Raw genomic sequence first — 23,309 nt, 5'->3', positions numbered from 1 at the left:
TCGCACGGACAGTGGCTCGGAACCCCGAATGCGAAGTTCTGTTACGAAACGAGCGCCGCGTGGCTCGTATGCCGCAATCGGAATGTTGATCGGACTTGACATTCGTCGGAATCATCACCTACCGTTGGCCCAGATTCGTGAGAGCGCTCTCACACTTCGATTTGAGAGCGCTCTCACGCACTATTGACAACCATCCACGCACACAAGGGAGTGACCGTGAAGTTCTCACGACGCACCACCGCAGCAGCCGTCACCGTCGCGGCCATCGCGCTCGCCGCCACCGGATGCTCGTCGTCCGGCAGCGCCGCAGGCACGGCCGACGACCCCATCACGCTGACCGTCACCACGTTCGGCACCATGGGGCTCGACGACCTCTACACGCAGTACGAGAAAGAGAATCCCGGCATCAAGATCGAGGCCACCAACATCGACACCGGCGGCAACGCCAAGACGGACTGGCAGACCAAGCAGGCTGCCGGCGCGGGGCTCCCCGACGTGCAGGCCGTCGAGGAGGGCTGGCTGAGCGCCGTGATGCAGGTCTCCGACCAGTTCACCGACCTCAGCGAGTACGGCGCCAAGGACATCTCCGACCAGTGGGTCGACTGGAAGGTGAAGCAGGCGACGGATGCGAACGGCCGCATCATCGGCTACGGCACCGACATCGGACCGGAGGGCCTGTGCTACAACAGCAAGCTCTTCGCCGAGGCCGGCCTGCCGACCGACCGCGAGGAGGTCGCCGCCCTCTTCGGCGGCGACGACGCCACCTGGGCCGACTACTTCAAGCTCGGCGAGCAGTACCACGCGGCCACCGGCAAGGCCTGGTACGACCAGTCCGGCTTCATCTGGAACGCCATGGTGAACCAGCAGCCCGAGGGCTACTACACCAAGGACGGCGAGCTGAACATCGAGGACAACTCCGACCTCAAGGCGCTCTGGGGCGAGCTCGCCGGCGGCGCTGCGGCCGGCCTCTCCTCCGGCCAGACCCAGTGGGACTGGGGCAAGGGCAAGGCCTTCACCGACGGCTCCTTCGCCACCTTCGTCTGCCCCGGCTGGATGCTCGGCGTGGTGAAGGGCCAGGTCGAGGCCGCGGGCGGCGACGCCACCACCGGCTGGGACTTCGCCAACGTCTTCCCCGGCGGCCCGGCCAACTGGGGCGGATCGTTCCTCACCGTGCCGACGCAGTCGAAGCACCCGAAGGAGGCCGCGGCTCTGGCGCAGTGGCTGACCGAGGCCAAGCAGCAGGCCGCCGCCTTCACCGTCGCGGGTACCTTCCCGAGCAACATCGAGGCGCAGGGCGACCCGGCCGTCACCGGCACGAACGAGCTGGCGACGTTCTTCAACGACGCTCCGCTCGGCACCATCCTCGCGGAGCGCTCGAAGGGTGTCGTCGCTCAGTACAAGGGCGCTGACGACTCGGTCATCCAGGAGCAGGTCTTCGGCCCGTCGGCGTTGTCGCTCGACTCGGGTACCGACGGCCAGGCGGCCTGGGACAACGCGATCGACCTGCTGAACCAGTTGGTCGTCAACAAGTAGCACCCACCGTCGGGGCTCTCGGCACCACCACCGCCGAGAGCCCCGATCCCACGTCCACCCGCCGCCCCTCCCTCCGGAAGAACTCGCATGACCGCAACGATCACCCCGCCGGTGAAAGTGCCACAGCCGGATGCTCCCCCCGCGCGAGCACCCCGCCTCACGCTCCGCCAGCGCCTCAGCAAGTGGGACGTCAAGTACTCCCCCTACGCCTACGTGGCGCCCTTCTTCATCCTGTTCGGGCTGATCGGCCTGTTCCCGTTGGGCTACACCTTCGTGGTCTCGCTCAACAACTGGAACCTGCTGACCGGGCCGGGCGAGTGGGTCGGGCTCGGCAACTTCGCCACCGAGCTCAGCGATCCCTTCTTCTGGAACTCGCTGTTCAACACGGTCAGCATCTTCTTCCTCAGCGCGGTTCCGCAGCTGATCGCCGCCGTCGTGATCGCCGCGATCCTCGATCAGAACCTGCGCGCCAAGACCTTCTGGCGCATGAGCGTGCTGATCCCGTACGTGGTGACGCCCGTCGCCGTCACCCTCATCTTCTCGAGCGCGTTCTCGGAGAAGTACGGCCTCATCAACAACATCCTGCAGGCCGTGCACCTCGCCCCGGTCGGCTGGATGACGGATGTCTTCCCCTCGCACATCGCGATCGCCACGATGGTGAACTGGCGCTGGACCGGGTACAACGCCCTCATCCTGCTCGCCGCGATGCAGGCCGTTCCGCGCGACATCCACGAGTCGGCGGCCCTGGACGGCGCCGGTCAGTTCCGGCGCTTCTTCTCCATCACGCTGCCGAGCATCCGGCCCACCATGATCTTCGTCATCATCACGGCCACCATCGGCGGCCTGCAGATCTTCACCGAGCCCAAGCTCTTCAACCCCACGGTCTCCACCCCCGGCGGCAACGACCGGCAGTACCAGACCACCGTGCTCTATCTCTGGGACCTCGCGTTCAACCGGCAGAGCTTCGGCAAGGCCTCGGCCGTGGCGTGGCTGCTGTTCCTCGTGATCGTGCTGTTCGGGGTGCTCAACTTCCTGATCTCGCGGCGGATCGCGTCGACGGAAGCGCGGGTCGCGAAGAAGCGCAGCGCGCGGGCCCTTGCCCGGTCGCGTGCCGAGGCCGAGCTCACGAGCGGGTTCGTGCCCGGCGTCTCGCCCGAGCTCGCCGAACACGACGCCCACGATCCCCTGCACGATCCCTCGGAGGAGAAGCGATGACCGCCACCCTGTCCCGACCGGCCGCCGCGGCATCCGCCCCCGCGCGCCCGGTGCGTCGCCGGCGTCGCGACCACGGCATCGACCGCCGCCCCGGGTTCGTCACGTACGGCATCCTGCTGGCCGTCTTCCTCGGTGGCGCGTTCCCGCTGTGGTGGTCGTTCGTCGTCGGCTCGAGCGACAGCCAGGTGCTCACCTCCACCTGGCCGCCGCTGCTGCCCGGCGGGCAATTCTGGGAGAACGTCGGCCAGGTCGTCACGACCGTGCCGTTCTGGACCGCCCTCGGCAACAGCGTCATCGTGTCGGGCGTGATCACGGCCTCCGTCGTCTTCTTCTCGACGCTGGCTGGCTACGCCTTCGCGAAGCTCCGCTTCCGCGGCCGCGAGGGGCTGCTGGTGTTCGTGATCGCGACCCTCGCCGTGCCGACCCAGCTCGGCATCATCCCCCTGTTCATGCTGATGCGCCAGTTCGGCTGGACCGGGTCGCTCGGCGCCGTGATCGTGCCGACCCTGGTGACCGCTTTCGGCGTGTTCTTCATGCGGCAGTACCTCGTCGACGTCATCCCCGACGAGCTGATCGAGGCCGCGCGCGTCGACGGTGCGAGCATGATCTCGACCTTCTGGCACGTCGGAGTGCCCGCTGCGCGGCCCGCGATGGCCATTCTCGGCCTCTTCACCTTCATGACGGCCTGGACGGACTACCTCTGGCCCCTCCTGGTGGTGCCACAGAATCCCACGTTGCAGGTGGCCCTCAGCCAGCTGCAGTCCGCGAAGTACGTCGACTACTCGATCGTGCTCGCCGGCGCCGTGCTCGCCACGCTGCCGCTGCTGCTCTTGTTCGTGCTCGCGGGCAAGCAGCTCGTCTCCGGCATCATGGCCGGCGCGGTCAAGGGATAGCGCGGCGGGCGGCCCTGTGCCGCCCGGGCGCGAACACGTACGATTGCACGACCACGACTCAAGGAGCAACAACACAGTCATGACGACCTCATTCCCGCCCGGATTCCTGTGGGGCTCGGCCACGGCGGCCGCCCAGATCGAAGGAGCCGCGTTCGAAGACGGCAAAGAAGCGTCGATCTGGGACACCTTCGCCCGAGTGCCCAACGCGGTGCTGAACGGTGACACCCTCGACGTGGCCGTCGACCACTACCACCGCATGCCCGAAGACGTCGCGCTGATGAAGGAGCTCGGCCTCCACTCCTACCGCTTCTCCACGAGCTGGGCGCGCATCCGTCCGGGTGACCGCGACGTCAACCCCGCCGGACTCGATTTCTACTCCCGGCTCGTCGACCAGCTGCTCGAGGCGGGCATCCTCCCCTGGCTGACCCTCTACCACTGGGATCTGCCGCAGGCCGTCGAGGACAAGGGCGGTTGGGCGAACCGCGACACCGCCTACCGCTTCCGCGACTACGCCGAGATCGTCCACGGCGCGCTCGGCGACCGGGTGCAGCACTGGACGACCTTCAACGAGCCGTTCTGCTCCTCCCTGCTCGGCTACGCCGCCGGAGTGCACGCGCCGGGGCGTCAGGAGCCGGCGGCCGCCGTGGCCGCCGTGCACCACCAGCACCTCGGGCACGGACTTGCCGTGCAGCGCTTGCGCGACCTCGGCGCGCAGAACCTCGGCATCACGCTCAACCTCACGAACTCCATTCCGCTGGATGACGCCGACCCCGTCGACGTCGAGGCGGCGCGGCGGTTCGACGGACTGCAGAACACGATCTTCCTCGACCCGATCCTGCGCGGTTCCTATCCCGAAGACGTGCGGCGCGATCTCGCCGCATTCGGCCTCGACGAGGTGACCGAGACCGGGCTCGTGCGGCCCGGCGACCTCGAGATCATCAGCCAGCCGATCGACTTCCTCGGCGTGAACCACTACCACGACGACGTCGTGAGCGGACATCCGCTCGACGGTGCCGACGACCCGCACCTGGTCGACACGGGGCGGCCGCTCAGCTCTCCGTTCGTGGGGTCGGAGTACATCACCTTCCCGTTGCGCGGCCTTCCCCGCACGGCCATGGGCTGGGAGGTCAACCCCGCCGGTCTCCGCACGCTGCTCGTGCGCCTCGGCGAGGAGTACCCCGGGCTGCCGCCGCTCTACGTCACCGAGAACGGCGCGGCCTACGACGACGAGGTGTCGCCCGACGGAGCGATCCACGACGATCTGCGCAAGAAGTACGTGCTCGACCACATCCAGGCGGTGTCGGATGCGATCGCCGACGGCGCCGACGTGCGCGGCTACTTCGTGTGGTCGCTGCTCGACAATTTCGAGTGGGCCTGGGGCTACGGCAAGCGCTTCGGAATCGTGCGGGTCGACTACGACACCCTCGAACGCACCCCGAAGGACTCCGCGATCGCCTACTCCGCGCTCATCCGGAATGCCGCCGAGGCCGCGGAGGCCGTGGTGACGCCGGTATCGTAAGGCGCACCACACCGCTCGAGCCACTGGAGGTCTGAGATGACGATCGACGCCAGTGGCTCGCGCGCGCCGACCCTCGAGATGGTGGCCGCGGAAGCCGGAGTCTCCCGCGCCACCGTCTCGCGCGTCGTGAACGGTTCACCGAAAGTGACCGCCGAGGTCACCGCGGTGGTCAACGACGCCATCGCCCGGCTCAACTACGTGCCGAACCGGGTGGCGCGGTCGCTGGCGAGCCGGCGCACCGACGTGATCGCCCTGATCGTGCCCGAGTCGACCTCGACGGTGTTCGCCGATCCCTTCTTCGCCCCGGTGGTGCGCGGTGTGGCACGGGCGCTGTCCGACACGGATTACACGCTCAACCTGCTCATCGCCTCCGAGACCCGTCCGCAGAAGACACGCCGCTACCTGCTCGGCGGCAACGTCGACGGTGCCCTGGTGGTCTCGCACCACGCCGAGGACCACTCCTATGTCGGACTCGGCTCCAAGCTGCCGATCGTGTTCGGCGGGCGGCCGATCAACCCCGACACCTTCGACAGCTATTTCGTCGATGTCGACAACGTGCACAGCGCCCGCACCGCCACCGACCACCTGATCGGTCTCGGCCGGCGACGGATCGCCACCATCGCGGGGCGGCAGGACATGCCGGCCGGCATCGACCGGCTCACCGGCTGGCGCCAGTCGATCGAGGCGACGGGCGGCGATCCCGCCCTGGTCGAGATCGGTGACTTCTCGCAGGACTCGGGGGCGGACGCGATGGAGCGACTGCTCGACCGCGGTGTGCCCATCGACGCCGTGTTCGTGGCGAACGACCAGATGGCGGCGGGCGCCATCCACGTGCTGCACGCCCGTGGACTGTCGGTGCCGGGCGACGTGTCCGTCGTGGGCTACGACGACGACACCTTCGCGTCGACCCTCACGCCGCCGCTCACGACGATCCACCAGCCCTCGGCCGACCTCGGCGCCGCCATGGCCGACCTCCTGGTGCGCCTCATCGCGGGCGACGAGGTACCGAGGCGCACCATCATCCCCACCCGCCTCATCCGCCGGGCGTCGGCCTAGCGGGTCGGCTGCACGTAGCGGGCGTCGGGGAGGCGGCGGCGGATCACGGCCAACGCGTCGGGGCTCCGGTCGACGAGCACGTAGTTGCGGCCGAGCGCTGCGGCGACCGCACCCGTGGTGCCGCTACCGGCGAAGAAGTCGAGCACCCAGTCGCCCTCGCGGCTCGACGCCTGCACGATGCGGCGCAGGATGCCCTCGGGCTTCTGCGTCGGGTAGCCGGTCTTCTCGCGGCCGGTGGGCGACACGATCGTGTGCCACCAGACATCCGTCGGCAGCTTGCCCGTCGCCGCCTTCTCGGCCGTGACCAACCCGGGCGCCATGTACGGCTCGCGGTCGACCGTCGTCGAGTCGAAATAGTAGGCGGCCGGGTTCTTCACGTAGACCAGGATCGTGTCGTGCTTCGTGGGCCAGCGGTTCTTCGACTTGGCGCCGTAGTCGTAGGCCCAGATGATCTCGTTCAGGAAGCTCTCGCGCCCGAAGAGCGCGTCGAGCAGCACCTTCGCGTAGTGCGCCTCGCGGTAGTCGAGGTGCAGGTAGAGAGTTCCGTCGTCAGCGAGCAGACGCCAGGCCTCGACGATGCGCGGTTCGAGGAACTCCCAGTAGTCGTCGAAGCGGTCGTCGTAGCTCAGCAGGTCGCCCTTGATGCGGTCGTAGGCCTGGCCCTTGAAACCGGTGATGCGGCCGGGCGGACGGGGCGCATCCGGATCGGCCGTCACATCCGGTGCGGCGGATGCCGGCTCCGTCACGACCCGGGTCGCCGTAGTCGATCGGCGGGTCTGCTGTCGCCCCGTGTTGAACGGCGGATCGAGGTAGATGACGGTGAAGGATGCGTCGGCGAAGGCGGGCAGGACCGCCAGGTTGTCGGCGTGGTAGACCAGCCCCTCTCCCCGGGCGTCCTCGTCGAAAGCGGCGAGGGGGGATTCGGCGGCGGGCACCCTGCAATTGTGGCAGTCCGAAGGTGGCGGGCGTATTCTCGGGGCACCATGAGCACCGAGATCCGCAACGAAGAGACGCAGAACCGCTACACCATCACTCTCGACGACGAACTGGTGGGGTTCACCGACTACCGCATCGTCGGCCGGTCGATCGTCTTCACCCGCACCGAGGTCGATCCCCGTCGCCGCAACAATGGTGTCGCGGGGCAGCTCGTGCAGTACGCGCTCGACGACGTGCGCACGGGCGACCTCGCGGTGGTGCCGCAGTGCACCTTCGTCTCGCGGTGGATCGACGGTCACCCCGACTACCAGGAACTCGTCGACCGCGGCTGAGGCCGCAGCCCACGCGCCACTACCGAGCGGCGCGAGTGTCAGGACGCGCGACGCCCCACGAATGCGGCGACCGCATCGGCCGCCACCTGGTGGTCGATGACGTCGGCCTCGCCTGAAGTGGTGATGGTGCCGATGGGCACTCCGTCGACGAAGATCGGGATCGACCCTCCGTGGGCCTTCATGACCGCGTGGTCGACGTTCGGGTCGGCGATGTCGTCGAAACTCGTGCCGGCCGCCTCGTGCCGACGGCGCACCAGCAGCGACGGCACCCCGAAGTAGCGGGCCACGGCGGCCTTGCCGACGAGCCACGCGTCGTTGCCCGGGCCGGTGGTGCCGAGCTTCGCGCGGAACACCAGGTCGTCGTTCAGCACGACGTCGACGGCAAGGTTCAGACCGCGCTCCCGGATGATGGTGGCGGCGATCGTGCCCAGCTCGTAGGCGTCGTCGTTGCCGAACGACGGAAGGTCGGGGCTCGGCACGGCTTCGAGGTCGGCCACGGTGAAGACGGGGAGGCTGCTCACGGAACGCGTCCTATCCATTCGGGGGTGCTGAACTTCGAGACCACGAGCTGCTCGGCCGCCGCCCGCTCCTCGGGAGTGATCTCCGACGGCGTCGCCCCATACAGGGCGGTGAACGTCGCGATCAGGCGGTCGATGATCTCGGCGCGGGAGAGGCCGGTCTGGCTGCGGAGCGGGTCGACCCGCTTGGCAGCCGACTTCGTGCCCTTGTCGCTCATCTTCTCGCGACCGATCCGCAGCACCTGCACCATCTTCTCGCCGTCCATGTCGTAACTCATGGTGGCGTGGTGCAGCACCGCTCCGTTGCCGAGACGCTTCTGCGCCGCCCCGCCGATCTTGCCTTTGGCGGAGGAGATGTCGTTGAGCGGCTGGTAGACCGCCTCGATGCCGAGCGACTTGAGAGCCGTGATGACCCACTCGTCGAGGAAGGCGTAGGAGTCGGCGAAGCTCATGCCCTGCACCAGCGCGGCGGGGGCGTAGATGGAATAGGTGACGACGGAATTGGCGTCCATGAACATCGCGCCGCCCCCGGAGATGCGGCGCACCACCTCGAAGCCGTACTTCGCGGCGTTCTCGAGGTCGACCTCGTTCTTCACCGACTGGAAGCTGCCGATCACGACGGCCGGCTCGTTCCACTCCCAGATGCGCAGGGTCGGTTTGCGGCGCCCCTCGCCCACCTCCGCGGCGAGAACCTCGTCGAGGGCCAGCTGCATCTGCGGGGTCTCCGACCCGGAGTGGATGAGTTGCCAGTCGTAGTCGTTCCAGCTCGTGGCCTTCGCGAGCGAGCGACGGATGGCGACCGCCACCGCCTCGGGCGAGAACCCGAGCAGCACGGCGCCCTCCGGCAGGGCGGCCTGCACCGCCGCGGCGATCGTGGCCGCATCGCTGTCGGAGGGCAGGCCGTTCACCGCCTGATCGATGAGCGGGAGCGCGTCATCCGGTTCGAGGAAGAAGTCGCCGGCGAGCCGGAAATTCTGGATGCGACCCTCGATGTCGTCGAGGTCGACCACGACGAGCTTGCCGCCGGGCACCTTGTATTCACCGTGCATCTGTATCCTCTCCTCGAACCCGTCAAGCCTACGACCGTCAGCCCTCCTCGATGTCGGAGAACAGGCCCATGAACGTGGTGCCGGTTCCGCCGAGCCGCTGGAACAGTTCTCCGGCCGCGGGCGTCGTGACCGCAGCCGAGGCGTCGTCGTAGCTGTCGAAGTAGAGGTCGAGTGTGCGGTGCGCGGGGGGTCGGCGTGCCGTCCTCCTTGGGCCAGACCTTGGCGGATTCGACGCGTCGCACCCCGGGGAGCTCGTGCGCGAGCGCCGCGATCCCGGCGTAGTCGCTCTCGAACGCCTCGGCGTCGGAGGGGTTGTCGATGATGAGGGTGATCTTCGTGGGCATGGATTCTTCCTTTTCTGTGGGGGTTGTTCTGAGGGGTTGTTCTGTTGGGGGTCAGAGTGCCGGCCGGCCGTACGTCTCGAGCAGCCGGAGCCAGATCTCACTGATCGTGGGATACGACGGAACGGCGTGCCAGAGCCGGTGCAGGGGAACCTGTCCGACGACGGCGATCGTGGCCGAGTGGAGCAGTTCGGCCACGTCCTGGCCGACGAAGGTCGCGCCGACGACGATCTGCCGATCCTCGTCCACGATCATCTTCGCGCGGCCTTCGTAGCCGTCGGCGTGGAGCTTCGCGCCGGCGACCCAGCCGAGCTCGTACTCGACCGCGCGCACGGTGAGGCCACGGGCCCGGGCATCCGCTTCCGTGAGTCCGACACGCGCGACCTCGGGGTCGGTGAAGACCACCTGGGGCACGGCCGTGTCGTCGGCCGTGGCGACGTGGTCGCCCCAGGGCTCGGCGTGTACAGGAGTCCCGGTGAGGCGGGCCGCGATGACCTCACCCGCGGCGCGCGCCTGGTACTTGCCCTGATGGGTGAGGAGCGCGCGCCCGTTGACGTCGCCGACGGCGTAGAGCCAGTCGGTTCCGCTCACGAGCATGGTGTCGTCGACGGTCAGCCACTCCCCGGGATGCAGTCCGACGGTTTCGAGGCCGAGATCGAAAGTGCTCGCGCGACGTCCCGTCGTGATCAGGATTTCGTCTGTCACCACGATCGTGCCATCATCGAGCTCCGTCGTCACCACGCCGGCGGCATCCCGATCGACTTTTCGCAGCGTCGTGCCGAGGCGCACGTCGACGCCGAGCCCGCGGAGGGCGCCGGCCACGATTTCTCCGGCGAAGGGCTCCTCGCGCACGAGCAGTCCGCTGCGGGCCACCAGCGTGACCTGGGAGCCGAGCGAGGCGTAGGCGGTGGCGAGCTCGGTGCCGGCGACCCCGCCGCCCACCACGAGCAATCGCGGCGGGACGCCCTTCGCACTGGTGGCCTCCCGGGTGCCCCACGGGTTCGCATCGGCGAGGCCCGGGATGTCGGGGAGCACGGGGATCGACCCGGTCGCCACCGCGATCGCGTTCGCCCGGTAGGGGCGGCCGTCGACGTCGATCGCGCCCCGGCCGGTGATGCGGGCGTGACCGCGGATCAGGTCGATGCCGGCTGACTCGAGCCAGGCGACCTGGCCGTCGTCGTTCCAATCGCTCGCGAACGCATCCCGACGGGCGAGAACGGCGGGGACGTTCAGCCATCCGGTCGCCGCCTGCCGTGCGCCGTCGAGTCGTTGCACGGCGCGGAGCGCATGACCGCTGCGCAACAGGGCCTTCGACGGCATGCACGCCCAGTAGGAGCACTCGCCGCCGACGAGTTCGGATTCGACGATCGCCACGCGGATGCCGCGTTTCGTCGCGTAGTCGGCGACGTTCTCGCCGACCGGCCCCGCACCGATCACGATCAGGTCGTAGTCGGGGCCGGGAGTCGTGGGGTTCTGGTCCGCGGCCATCAGGCGCGCGCCGCTCGTGTCAGGCGGATGGCGGAGACGAGGAAGAGTACTCCGCCCAGCGTGGCGTAGCCGGCCACCGACGTCACACTGGTGCCGCCGCCGACCCCCTGCGCGAGGAACGCGAAGCCCACCAGCACGGAGAGACCGCCACTGAACATCAGGGGCCACTGACCGCCGAGCCTGCGCCGGCTGAGCCCGGTGAGGAGTTGCGTGGCGCCGGCGAGAATCGCCCACACACCCCAGACCGCCAGAACGGCGGCCGGAGAGACGAACGACGCCCAGCCGAGAGCGAGGGCGGCCAGCACGCTGACGACGATGTTCACCGTCTCGCTGATGCGCGACCGAGGCGACGAGCCGGATGCGCGGAGCTCGGTGAAGACCGACGCCGCGTCGACCAGCGGGTACAGCACCAGCAGCACCGTCAGCAGCGGCGCGACGCTCGGCGCCACGAGGGCGAGCAGCAGAGCCCAGACGACGGCGAAGCCGAAGCGGGTGAAGTAGAGGCGCCGCAGGGTCCTGGCGAGAGGAACCGCGGTCGATGAATCGACGGTCGTCATGAATTCTCTTCCATTCAGATTTGTAGACGAACTAGTACGTCTACAATGGGGACTCTAGAGTGAACATGCACCGCGACGCAAGTCCCGGTCGCCAGGAGGGAGTGATTCGTGAGCGACTCGCCGCAGAAGGCCGCCGCACCCTTGGGCCGCGGGCTCGGCCGGGAAGGCCTCGCGCGCACCCGGATCCTGGATGCCGCGACCGAGCTGATCTCCGCCAACGGCATCCGGGGCACCAGCGCCGATCGCGTGATCGAGGCCGCGGGCGTCACGAAGGTCACCTTCTACCGCCACTTCCGCACCAAGACCGACCTCGTGGTGGCCTACCTCGAGCGCCAAGCCGAACAGGAGCGGAGCGCCCTCGAGGCCGCCCGCGGCGACGCCGACCCGCGACAGGCGCTCGAGAACATCGCCGAGATCATCGGCGTGTTCAGCTGCATGCCCGGATTCCGCGGATGCCCCTTCATCAACGCCGCCGCCGAGACCCCCGACCCCGACGACCCCGTGCGCATCGTGGTCGACGCCCACCGGACTTGGACCCGCGATCTGTTCGAGTCGATCGCCGCAGATGCGGGCATCGCCGACGCCGACACGGCCGCCGGGCAACTGCAGATGCTCCGCGACGGAGCCATGGTCAACGGCTACCTCAGCGACCCGCAGAAGGTCGCCGAGACCCTCCGGCTCGCCGCCCTCGCCATCATCGAGTCCCCGATCGAAACACGGCGTTGACATCACGTTCACGCCGAGCGGTTAACGTTGACGCATGACTTCCACCGTCACCCGCGACGCGAGCCGCCTCGCCACGGCTCGCGCGATCCTCTTCGACCTCGACGGAGTGCTCACTCCCACCGTCGACGTGCACCGTCGCGCCTGGGCGCGCCTGTTCGCGCCGTACCTCGCGGCGCACGGTGTTCCGGCCTACACCGACGACGACTACTTCCTCTTCATCGACGGGAAGCCGCGGGTCGACGGCGTGCGCACCATGCTCGAGGCACGGGGCCTCTCGCTGCCCGAAGGCAGCCCCACCGACGCGCCCGGCACCCCCACGGTCTGGGGCCTCGGCAACCAGAAGAACGGCGAGTTCGAGGCCGAACTGGTGGAGCGCGGCGTCGCCGCCTACCCGGGCTCGCTCGAGTTCCTCACCGCCGCCATCGACGCCGGGTACGAAGTGGCCGTCGTCTCCAGCTCGCGGAACGCCGTGCCGGTGCTCGTGGCAGCCGGCATCCGTGACCGCTTCGACGTGATCGTCGACGGCGAGGTGGCCGCCGCTGAGCACCTGCCGGGCAAGCCGGCTCCCGACACCTACCGTCGCGCCGCCGAACTTCTCGGCCTCACCCCTGAGGAATGCGTCGTGGTGGAGGATGCGCACTCCGGCGTGCAGGCCGGTCGCGACGGCGACTTCGGGCTGGTCGTCGGAGTCGACCGCGGCGTGGGCGCCCAGGAGCTGCTCGATTCGGGCGCCGACATCGTGGTGAACGACCTCGACGAGCTCGTCCCCGCGCTCCGCTGACAGGAACTCCTGACCTTCCTCTCGTCACCGCCGTGGCGCTTCGCTAGCATCGATCGACCCCCCTTGCCTTCTCCGAGAGAACCCAGATGAATCCGATCGCCTCCGATCCGCTCGACCGCTCCCAGTTCCCGCTCGACGAATGGGCCCTCACTGAGGCGGAGTTCCACACCGCAACCCAGGGGCGCACCGAGACCCTGTTCGCCGTGGGCAACGGCTACCTCGGCATGCGCGGCAACTTCGAGGAGGGCCACAAGGCCTACGCCGAGGGCACCTTCATCAACGGCTTCCACGACACCTGGACCATCCGGCACGCCGAGGAGGCCTACGGCTTCGCGCGCGTGGGCCAGACCATCGTGAACGCTCCGGATGCCCGCGTCATCCGTCTCTACGTCGACGACGAGCCCTTCGTGGTGGCCGACGCCGACACGATCGAGTACTCGCGCCGCCTCGACTTCCGTACCGGTGTGCTCGAGCGCGTCGTGGAGTGGCGCACGCCGTCGGGCAAGCGGGTGCTCATTCGTTCGCGCCGCCTCGTCTCCTTCACCGATCGGCACCTCGCCGTGATCGACTACGAGGTCACGATGCTCGACTCGGATGCCTCGGTTCTCATCTCGAGCCAGATCCTCAACCGTCAGGACCGCGTCGACGAGTTCGCCGCCGCCCCGGTCGCGAGCGGCACGGGCGCGACCGCCGGGGGTGCCCCCATCGCCGACCCGCGCAAGGCCAACGGCTTCGGCGACCGCGTGCTGCTGCCGCGGTTCAAGTGGATTCACGAGGGCCGTTACGTTCTCGGCTATCGCACCGCGAACTCGGGCATGACCATCGCGGTCGGCGCCGAGCACCACCTCGAGACCGAGAACGAGTGGAGCGAATCGGCCCAGATCGACGACGACATCGCGAAGCAGGTCTACCGGGTTCAGGCGAAGGCGGGGCAACGCATCCGTCTGGTGAAGACCATCGCGTACCACACGTCCTCCACGGTGCCCACGACCGAGCTCGCCGACCGCACCAACCGCACGCTCGACCGCATCCGCGAGACGCCGATCGAGGAGGTCTTCGAGCACCAGCGCGAGTGGCTCGACGACTTCTGGGAGCGCGCCGACATCGTCGTGGCGGGGCAACCCGACGTGCAGCAGGCCATCCGCTGGAACCTGTTCCAGCTGGCGCAGTCGACCGCGCGCACCGACGGCGGCGGCATCGCCGCGAAGGGCGTTTCCGGATCGGGCTACGGCGGGCACTACTTCTGGGACACCGAGATCTACGTGCTCCCCTTCCTCACCTACACCTCGCCACAAGTGGCCAGGAACGCGCTGCGCTTCCGGCACGGCATGCTCGATTCCGCGCGCGAGCGGGCGATCGAGCTGAACCAGCGCGGGGCTCTCTTCCCCTGGCGCACGATCAACGGCCTCGAGTCCTCGGCCTACTACGCGGCCGGAACGGCGCAGTACCACATCGACGCCGACATCTCCCATGCGCTCTCGCAGTACGTCGCGGCCACCGGCGACGAGGACTTCCTCTACCGCGGCGCCATCGACATCCTGGTCGAGACGGCGCGGATGTGGGCCGACCTCGGCTTCTGGCGGGGGCACGGCGCCGAGGGTGAGACCTTCCACATCCACGGCGTCACCGGTCCCGACGAGTACACCACCGTGGTCAACGACAACCTCTTCACCAACGTGATGGCGCGGGCGAACCTCCGCGCGGCGGTGCGGCAGACGCGCAAGATGAAGCAGACCGCGCCGGAGGCCTACGCGCGGATGGTGAAGCGGCTCGACCTCACCGACGACGAGATCCTCGAGTGGGCCACGGCCGCCGAGGCGATGCACGTGCTCTTCGACGAGGATCTCGGCATCCACCCCCAGGACTCGCAGTTCCTCGAGAAGGAGCTGTGGGACCTCGAGAACACGCCGGCCTCGAAGCGCCCCCTGCTGCTGCACTTCCACCCGCTCGTGATCTACCGCTTCCAGGTGATCAAGCAGGCCGACGTGGTGCTCGCCCTCTTCCTGCAGGGCGACGAGTTCACCACCGAGGAGAAGCGCGCCGACTTCGAGTACTACGACGCCCTCACCACGGGCGACTCGACCCTGTCCGCCTCGACGCAGTCGATCATCGCGGCCGAGGTCGGCTACCGTGAGCTCGCGCTCGGCTACTTCCGGGCGGCGCTGTTCGTCGACCTGGGCGACCTGCACAACAACACGGCCGACGGCATCCACGTGGCCTCCACCGGCGGGGTGTGGAGCGCGCTGACCTTCGGCTTCGGCGGCATGCGCGACTACCTCGGCAAGTTCACCTTCGATCCGCGACTGCCGGAGGAGTGGGACTCGCTCGTCTTCCACGTCTGCATCAAGGGCTCGCTGATCGAGGTGGACCTCCGGCAGGACCGCATGACCTTCACGATCGAGAAGGGCGGCCCGGTGGTGGTCTACGTGCGCGGCGAGCGAGTGGAGGTCGGCCCCGGCGCACCGGTCACGGTCGCGCTGGCCGACGACCGCCCCACCATCGAGGGAGCACCGACCACCTCCGACATCGAGGGCACGGTGCGCGCCGACGGTTCGGTCATCACCGCGTCGATGCCCACGATCGTGGCCGAGCACGACGAGCCCGACGCCCTGGTGGGCATGGACTAGCCGAGTAACGGTGCAAATGCGAGCGACCGACCCGCTATACGCCGTCAGTCCCTCTCATTTGCACCGAAACTCGGCTAACCCGCCGGAGCCGAGAGGCCGAGACGCGGGTAGAGCACCTCGAAGCCCTTCTCGAAGCCGCCCTCGAGGGCGTCCACCACGTGGCCGGCGCCCGGGATGACGTAGTAGGTGGTGTTCCACCCGGCCGCCTTCGCGGCATCCGACGCTCCCTGCGCCTCGGGGATGAAGGTGGGGTCGTTGCCGCCCACCGTGAAGATCGCCGTGGTGTCCGGGTACTGGTGCTCGCCCGACTTCAGGATCGCCTCGGGCTTCTGCGCCTCGAAGGCCGCGGCGTCGCCGCCGAACAGGTTCGCGATCACCTGGTCGGGCTCCTCCGACCCGGGGTACTCCTCACCGGAGATGTCAAGCACGTTGCCCCAGATCTCGGGATACTTCGCGCCGTACTTGAACGCGCATCCGCCGCCGTTGGAGTAGCCGGCGATGACCCAGTGCGCCGGTTCCTGGTCGATGCGGAGGTTCGCGCGGGCCCAGTTCGGAACGTCCTGCGTGATGAACGTCTCGGCGTTGCCGAGCTTCGCGGTGTCGGAGCACACCGGGTCGAGGTCGGGGTCGCCGAGCTGGTCGGCCACGATGACGATCGGCGCGAGCCCCTTGTTCTTCGCCGCGTACTCGTCGAGCACCGTGGCGATGTACTGCACGTCGGGGTTGCCCGGCTGCCCCATCATGAGGATGACGAGGGGCAGTTCGGGCGCGTCCGGCACCTGCGCAGCGGGCGGCAGGTAGATGCCGGCAGGCCGGCTGGAGAACCCGGAGGCGGTGGCGGGGATCACCTGCGTGCCGGTCTTGCTCGTGGTCGGCATGTCGGCCGGCGGGTTCCACGTCTCGGAGAGGGGCTTGCCCGCGGTGTCGGGGGCGGGACTGCCGGTGGGGGTGGGGTTCGGCTTGTTGTCGATGTCGATCGGGTTTTCGATGGTGATGCCGAGGAGTGCTGCGATCGTCGGGTTGAGGCCGAAGTAGGCGTTGATTCCGAGGGTTCCGGATGCCGCGAACAGCACGATCCCCACGACGGCGATCACCTTGCGCCACCACCGCGACCGCCAGAGATTGACCACGGCGAGGCCGATGGCGGCGAAGGTGGCGACGATCCAGGCATCCGTCTGCGCGGTGAGCGGCACGCCGAACAGATTGAGCGCCTCGACGACGGCGATGGTGCCGAAGGCGATGAGCGCTCCGCCGAGCAGGCCGATGAGGGCCGTGAGCACCCAGCGGATGCGCGGCGGGCGAGCGAGTAGGTAGAGGAAGGCGGCCGCGCTGAGCGCGAAAACGATCCAGATCAAGGGCCCCTTGATGATGTCGAGGCCGAGGATCGCGTCCATCTACCGCTCTTCCGGGGCGCCGAAGTGGCGGTCGAGCCAGGCCACGAGGTCACGGACGACCTCGTCGCGGTTGGTCTCGTTGAGGATCTCGTGGCGCGCGTCCCGATAGACGGTGAGCTGGACGTCGCTCAGGTGCGAGCGCGTGCGGTAGGCGTCGCGCAGCTTCTGCGCGCTGCGCTCACCGCCGAGGGTGTCATCGGTGCCCACCATGATGAGCAACGGCACGTCGGCGCTGAGGTGCTTCGCGGGCCGGCCGAACAGGCGCAGGGCGTCGGCGAGACCGAAGAGCTTGAGCACCTCGGCCGGGAACATCAGCTCGTCGGAAGCGGCACGCTCCTGCGCCGCGGGGTCGCGGCTCAGCCACTCGAAGCCGTTGCCCTCGCCGCGCGCCGGGCGGTGCTTGCGGGTGAGGTCACCTCCGTCCATGTGGCCGGGCATCCGGTACGCCGTTCCGGTGAGTACGATGCCGGCGTAGTGGAGGAGCGCCGGGGTGTTGACGAGCTTCTGCACCATCAGGCTCCCCCAGCTGTGGCCGAGCAGGATCAGCGGCACGTCGGGGTGCTCGCGGGCGATCTGGACGCCGAGCTGACGGATGTCGTCGACCGTGGCCCGCAGTCCGCCCTCGCCGAGGCGGCCGAGCTGAGAGCGGTCGTTCCGGTGCTGGGCGAGGCCGGTGGCTCCGTGTCCGCGCTGGTCGGCGGCGTAGACGCTGTAGCCCGAGGCGTTGAGATCGCGAGCGAGCGTGTCGTAGCGACGGGCGTGCTCGCCGACTCCGTGGGAGATCTGGATGACGGCCTTGGGAGCGGGGACGGTCCAGCCGTGGTAGGTGATCTCCACCCCCACCTCGTCGGTGAACCGGGCGGTGAAGTGGGCGGCCGTGGGCTCCTCGGACATACGTCATTGTTGCACGCGGCCTCCGCGGGATCGGGGCGTCGCGGAACCCCCAGAACGGGTCCCGGCGCCGCGGAGTGAGTTGTCCACAGGGAAGGGCTGGTTGGTATCTGTCCACAGATTCCCGAAGGTCGGTCCGGGTGCGCTCGACCTCGAATTACCTTCGGCCCATGAAAAATTCACTCAGATTCCCTTCCCGTCTCCTCTCGGGCGTCGTCGCCGCCGTGATCGCCGCCGGAGGCCTGACCGCCGGCGGGGCCACCGCCGCGTTCGCCGCGCCTCCGCCCACCTCCGGCCCCGGCGACCAGAGCCAGGCCGTGGTGCCCGATCCGTTCGTCGAGCGCATCGGGGGCGCCGACCGGTACGCCGTGTCCGCCGCGGTCTCGGCGCACACCTTCGAACCGGGCGTCCCCGTGGCCTATGTGGCGTCGGGCGAGGTGTTCTCCGACGCGCTCTCCGCCTCCGCGGCCGCCGGCGCGGAGGGAGGCGTCGTGCTGCTCACGAAACCGGATGAGATCCCAGTCCCGGTCGCGACCGAGTTGCGGCGGCTGAAGCCGCAGCGCATCGTGGTGCTCGGCGGACCGGCCACGGTGGCGCCCGAGGTCGAGACCGCGCTGCGCGCCTTCTCCGGCCGGATCGATCGGGTCGGCGGCGCCGATCGCTTCGCGGTGTCGGCGAGCGTGTCGGCGAACGTCTTCGGTTCGCACCGGCCCGTGGCCTACGTGGCCTCGGGCTCGTCGTATCCGGATGCCCTGTCCGCCTCGGCAGCGGCCGGTCGGCTCGGTGGTCCGGTACTGCTGGTCGGCAAGGATGTCGTCCCGGTTCTCGTGGCCGACGAGCTCCGGCGACTCGCCCCCGCGAAGATCGTGGTGCTGGGCGGCCTCAGCACCGTCTCCGACGGTGTGCTGGCAGAGCTCCGCACGATGGGCACGACGGGCCGCATCGACGGCCCCGACCGCTATGCGGTATCGGCAGCCGTCTCCGCCGACGCCTTCCCGCCGAGCGTGCCGACCGTCTTCGTCGCGTCGGGCGCGGCCTTCGCGGATGCGCTCTCCGGGGGTGCCGCCGCGATCGCGAACGCCGGGCCGATGCTGCTGGTCACCACGGATGCCGTCCCCGGACCAGTGGAGGCGGAGCTCCGCCGACTCCGGCCCAACCGCATCGTCGTACTCGGCGGAACCGCGTCGGTCTCCGACGCCACGATGGAGAAGCTGAGAGACTACCTGCGCCCGTAGGGCCGACCCGGAGACTCGTCGGTGGCCGACACGGATTCAGGACTCGCGGGTGATCTCCACGGTCACGAAGAGTTGCGAACCGAAGGGCCCGGCGTAGACGCCGCGGAGGGGTGCCACGTCGTTGTAGTCGCGACCGCGACCGACGGTGACGTGGCGCTCCCCGATGTCGATCGAGTTCGTGGGGTCGAAGCCACGCCAATCGCCGCAGAACCACTCAACCCAGGCGTGGGACTCACCGGCGATGGTCTCGCCGATCGCGGCATCGGGCTTCGGGTGCAGATAGCCCGACACGTAGCGGGCCGGGATGCCGACCGAGCGCAGCGCGCCGATGGCGATGTGCGTGATGTCCTGGCAGACACCGCGCTTGTCGAGCCACGCCTCCCGCGAGGTCGACTGCACCCCCGTGACACCCTGCACGTATTCGACCTGGCGGCCGATCTCGGCGCAGATCTCGAGGGCGGCATCGCAGGGCGAGGCGTGCTTGGCGGCGATCTCCGCGGCGAGGGCGGCGAGATCGGGCGCGGGTTCGGTCAGCTTGGTCTGCTTGTTCTGTTCCACGTACGTGGTCGAGGTCGCCGCGGCATCCGCCAGCAGCGACCAGTCGACCTCGTGCGGCGCGTGCGCCCGGTTCCGCACCTCCACGAGAGAGGTGGCGGTGAGGGAGAGCTCCTTGTGCGGGGTCAGCACCTCGAACGAGGAGACCCGGGTGCCCCAGTAGTCGACGTAATTGTGCGAGGAGGAGACCGGTGCGATGTCGAGCGAGGAGTGCAGCACGAACTGGCCCTCCGACGAGACGGGGAGCATCCGCGCCTCGTTGTAGGAGGCCTGCACCTCGCCCTCGTAGCGATATCCGGTGACGTGCCTGATGCGCAACCTGTTCATGCGCTCTCTCCGATCCAGCTCGGAGCCGAGTTCGTGGGGAAGTAGCGCTGCCGCACGGCCTCCGAGGCCGCGCTGGTCGCTTCCTGCACACCGTCCATGTGGCGCGGCAGCTCTTGCAGGATGTCGGTGATCGGGCGGTATTCGAGCTGCGACCGGATCTGCCCGAGCAGTCGCTGAGCACTGTCGGAGACCCCCACCCGCTCGTTGCGCGGCGCGAGATCGCGCAGGCACTGCTCGGCGCGGGTGACCGAGTAGAGGATCGAGCGGGGGAAGAGCCGGTCGAGCAGCAGGAACTCCGCCGCGTTGCGGGCCGAGGGCACTCCGCGGTAGGTGCGCAGGTAGGCCTCGTAGGCGCCGCAGGAGCGGAGGATCGTCGTCCACGACGGTCCCGACGCCTCGGTGAGCGAACGGGTCGCGAGGAGTCGAGCGGTCATGTCGGCGCGCTCGATCGAACGGCCGAGCGTGAAGAAGTGCCAGGCCTCGTCGCGGCTGGCCGACGACTCCATGATGCCCACGGCGAGCGCCGAGCGATCGCGCACCCAGCCGAAGAACTCGTGGGTCTTCTCGGCGGCGACCCGGCGTGGCATCCGGGCGCGGGTCGTGTTGAGGCACTCCCAGAGCTCGGTCGACACGATCTCGCGGGCCCGCCGCGCGTTCTCGCGGGCGGCACCGAGCGAGTACGCGATGGAGGCCGGATGCGTGCGATCGACGGCGAGCGTCGCCAGCACGTCGGCGCGGGTGAGCGAGCGGCTGTCGTCGGGCACGTCGCTGCCCATCACCGAGAGGAGCGATCGGCAGGCCAGGTTCTCCTCGATCCAGGGGTCTTCGAGCAGCAGCTGCAGGTGCACGTCGAGGATGCGGGCCGTGCCGTCGGAGCGCTCGATGTAACGACCGATCCAGAACAGCGATTCCGCGATGCGCGAGAGCATGGCCATCACTCGTCCTCTCCGTGAACGGGCGAGCGATGCGCGCGCGACTGCTGCTGTTGCTGCGCCTGGTCCTGATTGCGGGGCCGGTCCTCCGGGGAGTGGTCGGGCTGGTGTCCGACGATCGCGATCGACTGCGTGTTGGCCGCCTGCTCGGCCACGAGGCCTTGGATGTTGTGCCCATCGGTCGACGAGGACAGCGGATCCTGCCCCACCACCCACGTGTCCTTGGACCCGCCACCCTGCGAGCTGTTCACCACGAGCTGGCCCTCCGGCAGCGCCACGCGGGTGAGCCCGCCCGGCAGCACCCAGATGTCGTTGCCGTCGTTCACGGCGAAGGGGCGCAGGTCGGCGTGCCGTGGGCGCATCCCGTCCTCGACGAGGGTCGGAATGGTGGAGAGCTGCACCACGGGCTGCGCGATCCAGCCGCGCGGGTCCTCGATCAGCCGGGCTCGCAGGGTCTCGAGCTCCTTCGGCGAGGCATCCGGCCCCACCACGAGGCCTTTGCCGCCGGAACCGTCGACGGGTTTCACCACGAGCTCGTCGAGCCGGTCGAGCACCTCCTCGAGCGCTCCCGGGTCTTCGAGCCGCCAGGTGTCGACGTTCGGGATGATCGCGTCCTCGCCCAGGTAGTAGCGGATGAGGTCGGGCAGGTAGGTGTACACGAGCTTGTCGTCGGCGACGCCGTTGCCCACGGCGTTCGCGATGGTCACGTTGCCGAGCCGTGCCGCGAGCAGCAGCCCGGGGGACCCGAGCATCGAGTCGGCGCGGAACTGCAGCGGGTCGATGAACTCGTCGTCGACCCGGCGGTAGATCACGTCGACACGGGTCGGACCGGCCGTGGTGCGCATCCACACCCGCCCGCCCGAGCAGAACAGGTCGCGCCCCTCCACGAGCTCGACGCCCATCAGCCGCGCCAGCAGGGTGTGTTCGAAGTAGGCGGAGTTGTAGACACCGGGGGTGAGCACGACGACGGTCGGGTCATCGACGCCGGAGGGAGCCGACGCCCGCAGCGCCTGCAGCAACTTGTTCGGGTAGTCGCCCACCGGCCGTACCCGCATCGAGACGAAGAGTTCGGGCAGCGTCTGAGCCATGACGCGTCGGTTCGAGATGACGTACGAAACGCCCGAGGGCACGCGCACGTTGTCTTCGAGAACCCGCCAGGCGCCCTTCTCGTCACGGATGAGATCGATCCCGGAGACCTGGATGCGCACGTTGTTCGGCGACACGATCCCCGCGGCCTCGCGGTGGAAGTGATTCGACGAGCTGATCAGCCCGGCCGGGATGACGCCGTCGCGCACGGCGGCCTGCGATCCGTAGATGTCGGCGAGGAAGGCTTCGAGCGCGCGCACGCGCTGCTTGATGCCGGCCTCGACGTCCACCCACTCGCTCTGCTCGATCACGCGAGGCACGGCATCGAGCGGGAAGGGGCGCTCCTCGCCGGCGAAGTCGAAGGTGACGCCCTGGGCGAGGTAGGAGCTGGCGAGTGCGTCCGTGCGGCCGCGCAACTCCTCCTGGGTCATCTTGGCGAGGGCGTTGTAGATGTCCTTGTAGGCGGCTCGCGCATCCACCGGATCGTGCGACTTCGGCTCGGGGAACATCTCGTCCCACGGTGAGGCGGCACCGCGCCGTGTTCTCGGCAGGAGGGTGGCGCCGTAGCCGTCGAACAGGTCAACCATGCTGGCGAGCCTACTGCGGTGGTGTTGCGGCGGTGTTTCCGAGCCGTGGCGCGGATTCTCTTCCCGAGCGCCAGGCTGAGCTATCCTCGCTTCATGGCGCGTACGACTCCATATGGTGCGAACCACGCCGTACACGTGAGCCATGACTCCGGAGCTGGCGGCGTACATCGAGGCGGGCAAGGCCCTCGACACCGACGAACGCCTCGAGGTTGCGCACCAATTGCTCCTCAGTGTCGATCGGGATCCTGACGCGGGGCAGGCGGATGTCGACACCGCGTGGGATGAGGTCGTCGGCGGGCGCGTCACCGAGATCATGCACGGCACGGCACCGCTCGTCGATGGGCGCGAAGCGCACGCTCGAGTTCGTGCCGAAATCGACGCCCTCCGGGAGTGAGGCTCAGCTGGCGCGAGCACGCTGATGCGCTCGATGAGTACCGCGCCGCAGCAACGTGGTACGAAAGCAAACGCCCCCAGTGGGCGACGTTTTCGTGGACGACGTCGACTCAGCGATCGAGAGCATCCTTGACCCGTCGATCACCTGGGGTTTCTTCCGCAATCAACGGCGGACACCGCAGATCTACTCCCGCAGCATTGCCGGCTTCCCGTTCGACATCGTCTACGTTCTCGTCGGAGGCGAGGTTTTCGTCGTCGCATACGCACACGAGAAACGTCTCCCCGGCTACTGGACACACCGTCTGAGCGACTGACCTCGAGGCTGGCACCCCGTCAGG

Annotated in this window: 22 protein-coding genes; 12 read left to right on the top strand and 10 right to left on the bottom strand. The window is 68.8% G+C overall.

What is annotated here, in order from left to right; translation table 11 throughout:
* Positions 1-216: 216 nt before the first annotated feature.
* The 5 genes from ACFJGU_RS07995 to ACFJGU_RS07975 all read left to right on the top strand — a co-directional run bounded on the left by ACFJGU_RS07995 (position 217) and on the right by ACFJGU_RS07975 (position 6,216).
* On the top strand, positions 217-1,533 hold the full coding sequence (locus tag ACFJGU_RS07995) for an extracellular solute-binding protein (RefSeq protein WP_382309238.1): 1,317 nt from the start codon (positions 217-219) through the stop codon (positions 1,531-1,533).
* 87 nt (positions 1,534-1,620) lie between these two features.
* Positions 1,621-2,748, top strand: a complete 1,128-nt coding sequence (locus ACFJGU_RS07990) for a carbohydrate ABC transporter permease (RefSeq protein WP_382309237.1) — start codon at positions 1,621-1,623, stop codon at positions 2,746-2,748.
* Positions 2,745-3,641 (top strand): carbohydrate ABC transporter permease, encoded by an 897-nt coding sequence (locus tag ACFJGU_RS07985; RefSeq protein ID WP_382309235.1) that lies wholly within the window; start codon positions 2,745-2,747, stop codon positions 3,639-3,641. The genes ACFJGU_RS07990 and ACFJGU_RS07985 overlap by 4 nt, the downstream gene beginning before the upstream one ends.
* A 79-nt stretch (positions 3,642-3,720) precedes the next feature.
* Complete coding sequence (locus ACFJGU_RS07980; RefSeq protein WP_382309233.1) at positions 3,721-5,160, top strand: glycoside hydrolase family 1 protein; 1,440 nt, start codon at positions 3,721-3,723, stop codon at positions 5,158-5,160.
* Positions 5,161-5,196: 36 nt separating this feature from the next.
* Positions 5,197-6,216 carry a LacI family DNA-binding transcriptional regulator gene (locus ACFJGU_RS07975; RefSeq protein WP_382309231.1) on the top strand — a complete coding sequence of 340 codons (1,020 nt, stop codon included), beginning with the start codon at positions 5,197-5,199 and terminating at the stop codon, positions 6,214-6,216.
* Here ACFJGU_RS07975 and ACFJGU_RS07970 read toward each other — a convergent pair.
* On the bottom strand, positions 6,213-7,151 hold the full coding sequence (locus ACFJGU_RS07970; RefSeq protein WP_382309229.1) for a DNA-methyltransferase: 939 nt from the start codon (positions 7,149-7,151) through the stop codon (positions 6,213-6,215). The two genes, ACFJGU_RS07975 and ACFJGU_RS07970, sit on opposite strands and share 4 nt — an antisense overlap.
* Before the next feature lie 48 nt (positions 7,152-7,199).
* Between ACFJGU_RS07970 and ACFJGU_RS07965 the strand changes: the two genes are divergently transcribed.
* Entirely contained in the window at positions 7,200-7,484 is a 285-nt protein-coding gene (locus tag ACFJGU_RS07965) for a GNAT family N-acetyltransferase (RefSeq protein WP_382309227.1), read from the top strand.
* A gap of 38 nt (positions 7,485-7,522) precedes the next feature.
* On the opposite strand, the gene ACFJGU_RS07960 is transcribed toward ACFJGU_RS07965, so the two are convergent.
* The 4 genes from ACFJGU_RS07960 to ACFJGU_RS07945 all read right to left on the bottom strand — a co-directional run bounded on the left by ACFJGU_RS07960 (position 7,523) and on the right by ACFJGU_RS07945 (position 11,437).
* Positions 7,523-8,005 carry a heme-binding protein gene (locus tag ACFJGU_RS07960; protein WP_382309225.1) on the bottom strand — a complete coding sequence of 161 codons (483 nt, stop codon included), beginning with the start codon at positions 8,003-8,005 and terminating at the stop codon, positions 7,523-7,525.
* Positions 8,002-9,051 (bottom strand): biotin/lipoate A/B protein ligase family protein, encoded by a 1,050-nt coding sequence (locus ACFJGU_RS07955; protein WP_382309223.1) that lies wholly within the window; start codon positions 9,049-9,051, stop codon positions 8,002-8,004. Before ACFJGU_RS07955 ends, ACFJGU_RS07960 begins: the two co-directional genes overlap by 4 nt.
* 395 nt (positions 9,052-9,446) lie before the next feature.
* Complete coding sequence (locus ACFJGU_RS07950; RefSeq protein ID WP_382309221.1) at positions 9,447-10,880, bottom strand: dihydrolipoyl dehydrogenase family protein; 1,434 nt, start codon at positions 10,878-10,880, stop codon at positions 9,447-9,449.
* Complete coding sequence (locus ACFJGU_RS07945; RefSeq protein ID WP_382309219.1) at positions 10,880-11,437, bottom strand: hypothetical protein; 558 nt, start codon at positions 11,435-11,437, stop codon at positions 10,880-10,882. The genes ACFJGU_RS07950 and ACFJGU_RS07945 overlap by 1 nt, the downstream gene beginning before the upstream one ends.
* A gap of 108 nt (positions 11,438-11,545) precedes the next feature.
* Between ACFJGU_RS07945 and ACFJGU_RS07940 the strand changes: the two genes are divergently transcribed.
* From ACFJGU_RS07940 to ACFJGU_RS07930, 3 genes are all read left to right on the top strand, one after another.
* Positions 11,546-12,163: a TetR/AcrR family transcriptional regulator gene (locus ACFJGU_RS07940; protein WP_382309217.1), complete on the top strand. Its 618-nt coding sequence runs from the start codon at positions 11,546-11,548 to the stop codon at positions 12,161-12,163.
* 34 nt (positions 12,164-12,197) lie between these two features.
* Positions 12,198-12,944, top strand: coding sequence for an HAD family hydrolase (locus ACFJGU_RS07935; RefSeq protein WP_382309216.1), 747 nt, complete (start codon positions 12,198-12,200; stop codon positions 12,942-12,944).
* An 86-nt stretch (positions 12,945-13,030) separates the two neighbouring features.
* A complete protein-coding gene (locus ACFJGU_RS07930; protein ID WP_382309214.1) occupies positions 13,031-15,571 on the top strand; it encodes a glycoside hydrolase family 65 protein in 2,541 nt (846 codons plus the stop codon).
* A gap of 74 nt (positions 15,572-15,645) precedes the next feature.
* On the opposite strand, the gene ACFJGU_RS07925 is transcribed toward ACFJGU_RS07930, so the two are convergent.
* Together ACFJGU_RS07925 and ACFJGU_RS07920 are read right to left on the bottom strand one after the other, a co-directional pair.
* The gene (locus ACFJGU_RS07925) at positions 15,646-16,965 is read right to left on the bottom strand and encodes an alpha/beta hydrolase-fold protein (RefSeq protein WP_382309213.1); all 1,320 of its coding nucleotides are present in this window, start codon (positions 16,963-16,965) and stop codon (positions 15,646-15,648) included.
* Positions 16,966-17,859: an alpha/beta fold hydrolase gene (locus ACFJGU_RS07920; protein WP_382309211.1), complete on the bottom strand. Its 894-nt coding sequence runs from the start codon at positions 17,857-17,859 to the stop codon at positions 16,966-16,968.
* A 167-nt stretch (positions 17,860-18,026) separates the two neighbouring features.
* On the opposite strand from ACFJGU_RS07920, the gene ACFJGU_RS07915 reads away from it, so the two are divergent.
* A complete protein-coding gene (locus tag ACFJGU_RS07915; RefSeq protein ID WP_382309209.1) occupies positions 18,027-19,091 on the top strand; it encodes a cell wall-binding repeat-containing protein in 1,065 nt (354 codons plus the stop codon).
* Between the two features lie 36 nt (positions 19,092-19,127).
* Here ACFJGU_RS07915 and ACFJGU_RS07910 read toward each other — a convergent pair whose 3' ends face one another.
* Genes ACFJGU_RS07910 through ACFJGU_RS07900 form a run of 3 tightly spaced genes read right to left on the bottom strand, consistent with a single transcriptional unit; the run spans position 19,128 to position 22,578 of the window.
* Positions 19,128-19,973, bottom strand: coding sequence for a transglutaminase N-terminal domain-containing protein (locus tag ACFJGU_RS07910; RefSeq protein WP_382309208.1), 846 nt, complete (start codon positions 19,971-19,973; stop codon positions 19,128-19,130).
* A complete protein-coding gene (locus ACFJGU_RS07905) occupies positions 19,970-20,902 on the bottom strand; it encodes an alpha-E domain-containing protein (RefSeq protein WP_382310312.1) in 933 nt (310 codons plus the stop codon). The genes ACFJGU_RS07910 and ACFJGU_RS07905 overlap by 4 nt, the downstream gene beginning before the upstream one ends.
* Before the next feature lie 5 nt (positions 20,903-20,907).
* Positions 20,908-22,578: a circularly permuted type 2 ATP-grasp protein gene (locus tag ACFJGU_RS07900; RefSeq protein ID WP_382309206.1), complete on the bottom strand. Its 1,671-nt coding sequence runs from the start codon at positions 22,576-22,578 to the stop codon at positions 20,908-20,910.
* Between the two features lie 142 nt (positions 22,579-22,720).
* Here ACFJGU_RS07900 and ACFJGU_RS07895 point away from each other — a divergent pair, with 142 nt between their 5' ends.
* Both ACFJGU_RS07895 and ACFJGU_RS07890 read left to right on the top strand, forming a co-directional pair.
* Positions 22,721-22,972: an addiction module protein gene (locus ACFJGU_RS07895; RefSeq protein WP_382309204.1), complete on the top strand. Its 252-nt coding sequence runs from the start codon at positions 22,721-22,723 to the stop codon at positions 22,970-22,972.
* A 94-nt stretch (positions 22,973-23,066) separates the two neighbouring features.
* Complete coding sequence (locus ACFJGU_RS07890; RefSeq protein WP_382309203.1) at positions 23,067-23,285, top strand: hypothetical protein; 219 nt, start codon at positions 23,067-23,069, stop codon at positions 23,283-23,285.
* The last annotated feature ends 24 nt before the right edge of the window (positions 23,286-23,309 follow it).

This window comes from Herbiconiux sp. UC225_62, assembly GCF_042694625.1.
GTDB lineage: Bacteria > Actinomycetota > Actinomycetes > Actinomycetales > Microbacteriaceae > Herbiconiux.
The sequence above is the reverse complement of the archived record's forward strand: the minus strand, read 5'-3'. Positions and strand labels throughout refer to the sequence as shown.